This is a genomic window from Campylobacter concisus, from assembly GCF_002913045.1.
Lineage (GTDB): Bacteria > Campylobacterota > Campylobacteria > Campylobacterales > Campylobacteraceae > Campylobacter_A > Campylobacter_A concisus_AP.
Genome location: NZ_PPAF01000037.1, coordinates 1 through 458, shown reverse-complemented (window position 1 = coordinate 458; position 458 = coordinate 1). Strand labels below are relative to the sequence as shown.

The window sequence follows — 458 nt, the reverse complement described above, 5'->3', positions numbered from 1 at the left end:
TGATACGTGTGGGTGTATATCGTGGTGGTTGGGGAGATGTCGGCGTAGTAGGCATCCTCACTAAACTTCACATCAGGGATGTAAGAGAAATTTTCATCCTACCTGCTTGCTACGACTTCTACAGTTACGCCAAGCACTTTTGCCTCTTTGAGCGCCTTGTTTGACCAAACGCCAGTGTTTGCGTACTGCGCCTTGCCGCCTTGGCATAAATTCATTGGTATCATGCTAAATTGCAAGTGTGCGCCGTCTTGCAAAAATAAAATTTCATCCTCATCGCCGATGCCGTAAAGCTTTCTTATCTTCTCCATCGCGCCAAAATGGATCTCTTCAAAGGGCTTGCTTCTTTGGCTGATCTACATGATCGAGTAGCCCTTGCCTCTGTAGTCGGTAAATTCGGCCTTTGCTTGCGCTAAAACGCTTGGTGATATCCGGCTTGGTCGTGCGCTAAGGTTGATGTC

At 47.6% G+C, this 458-nt stretch carries 1 protein-coding gene; it reads right to left on the bottom strand.

What is annotated here, in order from left to right; all coding sequences use genetic code 11:
* Window positions 1–98 precede the first annotated feature (98 nt).
* Window positions 99–353 carry an aminotransferase class V-fold PLP-dependent enzyme gene (locus CYP43_RS09900; RefSeq protein WP_430622341.1) on the bottom strand — a complete coding sequence of 85 codons (255 nt, stop codon included), beginning with the start codon at window positions 351–353 and terminating at the stop codon, window positions 99–101.
* Between the last annotated feature and the right edge of the window lie 105 nt (window positions 354–458).